The sequence below is a fragment of the Massilia sp. 05N420 genome, assembly GCF_056397205.1.
In genome coordinates this window covers 1-446 of sequence record NZ_JBFTMX010000179.1, presented here as the reverse complement: position 1 = coordinate 446, position 446 = coordinate 1, and the positions used below count along the sequence as shown (strand labels likewise).

The following is a 446-nucleotide window of genomic DNA, read 5'->3' as shown; positions in this document are numbered from 1 at the left end:
GGCTGCGGCGGCGAGAATGAAGGATGGTGGCCGGATTATTACGATCGGCTCCAATACCGCCGAGCGGACCGGTATGCAGGGAACAAGCGTGTACCAGTTCACAAAGGCGGCCGTCGCGGCAATGGTCAAAGGATTGGCGCTTGATCTCGCACCGCGACGCATCACCGTGAACAACGTGCAGCCCGGCCCGACCGACACTGACATGAATGCTGGCGCTTTGGAGTACCTGTCCGAGCGTAGCCCCATGAAGCGCGTTGCTCATCCGTCCGAAATTGCGGAGCTCGTAGCCTATCTCGCCGGCCCTGGCTCCTCCTACATGACCGGTTCCAGTTTGACGATAGATGGCGGCTGGGTGCTCTAGCGCGACACCTATGATGGGGGCGATGCAGCCAGGTGGCAGCATCGCCATGCCTTACCAAAGCCACTCAGCCGCCAAGGCATCCGCC

The 446-nt window shown here is 61.4% G+C and carries 1 protein-coding gene; it reads left to right on the top strand.

Annotated elements, in window-relative coordinates; all coding sequences use genetic code 11:
* The coding region (locus AC1DIX_RS27865) for an SDR family NAD(P)-dependent oxidoreductase (protein ID WP_477328590.1) at positions 1-361 on the top strand (361 nt) is incomplete at its 5' end.
* Between the last annotated feature and the right edge of the window lie 85 nt (positions 362-446).